General features: G+C 67.2%; 1 pseudogene. It reads left to right on the plus strand.

What is annotated here, in order from left to right:
* Positions 1-1,311, plus strand: a pseudogene (locus tag AC067Z_RS38890) (ISAzo13 family transposase); the annotation flags it as partial.
* Between the last annotated feature and the right edge of the window lie 218 nt (positions 1,312-1,529).

A 1,529-nucleotide genomic window follows, 5' to 3' on the forward strand; every position in this document is an offset into this window, starting at 1 on the left:
GACCAAGTCGACCCGCACGCTGGCGGCCGAGCTGACCCGCCAGGGACACCGGGTCGGTGCGGACACCGTTGCCAGCCTGCTGCACCAGGAGGGCTTCCGGCTGCAGGCCAACGCCAAGACGCTCGAGGGCAGTCAGCATGCGGACCGGGATGCCCAGTTCCGGTATCTCAACGAGCAAGCACGCGATCACCGGGACGCCGGCCAGCCGGTGATCAGCGTGGACACCAAGAAGAAGGAGCTGGTCGGCGACTTCCACAATCCGGGCCGTTCCTGGCGGCCGACGGGTGATCCGGTGTTGGTGCGCGTGCATGACTTCGCCGATCCGCAGCTGGGCAAGGCCATCCCTTATGGCATCTACGACCTGGCGGCCAACACCGGCTGGGTGAACGTCGGCACCGACCACGACACCGCCGCGTTCGCGGTGGAGTCGATCCGCCGCTGGTGGTGTAACCAAGGCCAGGCCGCTTATCCGTGGGCTTCCCGGCTGCTGATCACCGCCAATGCGGGCGGCTCCAACGGCTATCGCACCCGGGCCTGGAAACTCCACCTCGCCCGCCTGGCCGCCGAGACCGGTCTGACCATCACAGTCTGTCACCTGCCTCCGGGCACATCGAAGTGGAACAAGATTGAGCACCGGCTCTTCTCACACATCACCATGAACTGGCGCGGCCGCCCGCTGACCAGCCACGAAGTCATCCTCGAATCGATCGCCGCGACCACCACCCGCACCGGACTGCGCGTGAAGGCCCGGCTGGACACCAACACCTACCCCATCGGCATGGGTGTCGGCGACGCGGAGATGGCGGCTCTGCCGCTGACCCGGCACACTTTCCACGGCGAGTGGAACTACGTCCTGCACCCCCAGTGGAACTACGTCCTGCACCCCAGCCGACCCCGGCCATCCCGGCAGCCCGCAGCGGCCGGCCACCGACGCCGTAGTGGGACCCGGCCATGCTGTCCGATCCCGCACTGACCGGCCTGGCCCCGCACCAACTGCAGCACCTCACCGAAACCCTGGCCGCAAAAGGGGACACCCGCCGTGGACGCCCACCCCGGCTCACCTTCGCCGACCAGGTCCTGGCCACCGTGCTCCACCTGCGCGTCAACCTGGCCGCGGAACCCCTCGCCGTGCTCTTCAACAGCAGCCGCACCGCCATGCACCGCACCCTGCTGAAGATCAGACGCCTGCTCGAAGCACAGGGCATCACCATCGCGCCGGCCACCACCCCACCAGCCGCCCTGACAGCCCTCCAAGCCCAAGTCGCCACCCAAAGCAGCAACCCCAACAGCAAGATCAAGACGACAGTTTAATGACCGGCAGACCCTTAGCTACTCCGACTTCCTGGTCCTCGGAGAGAAAGCCACGAAGGCGTTCTTGGCTGCGGAGAGGAACCTCCTGACTGGCGTCTTCCCAAACGGGACGGTCGAGGAGCACTACGTCGTCAGCTTGGCCGTTGCTCGCTGCTGACGCCGAGGCGCACAGAGGGCTGGCCCGGGTCCGGTTTGACGCTTCCGCGGCGTCAATCCGG

The sequence above is a fragment of the Streptomyces sp. NPDC043812 genome (assembly GCF_056436245.1).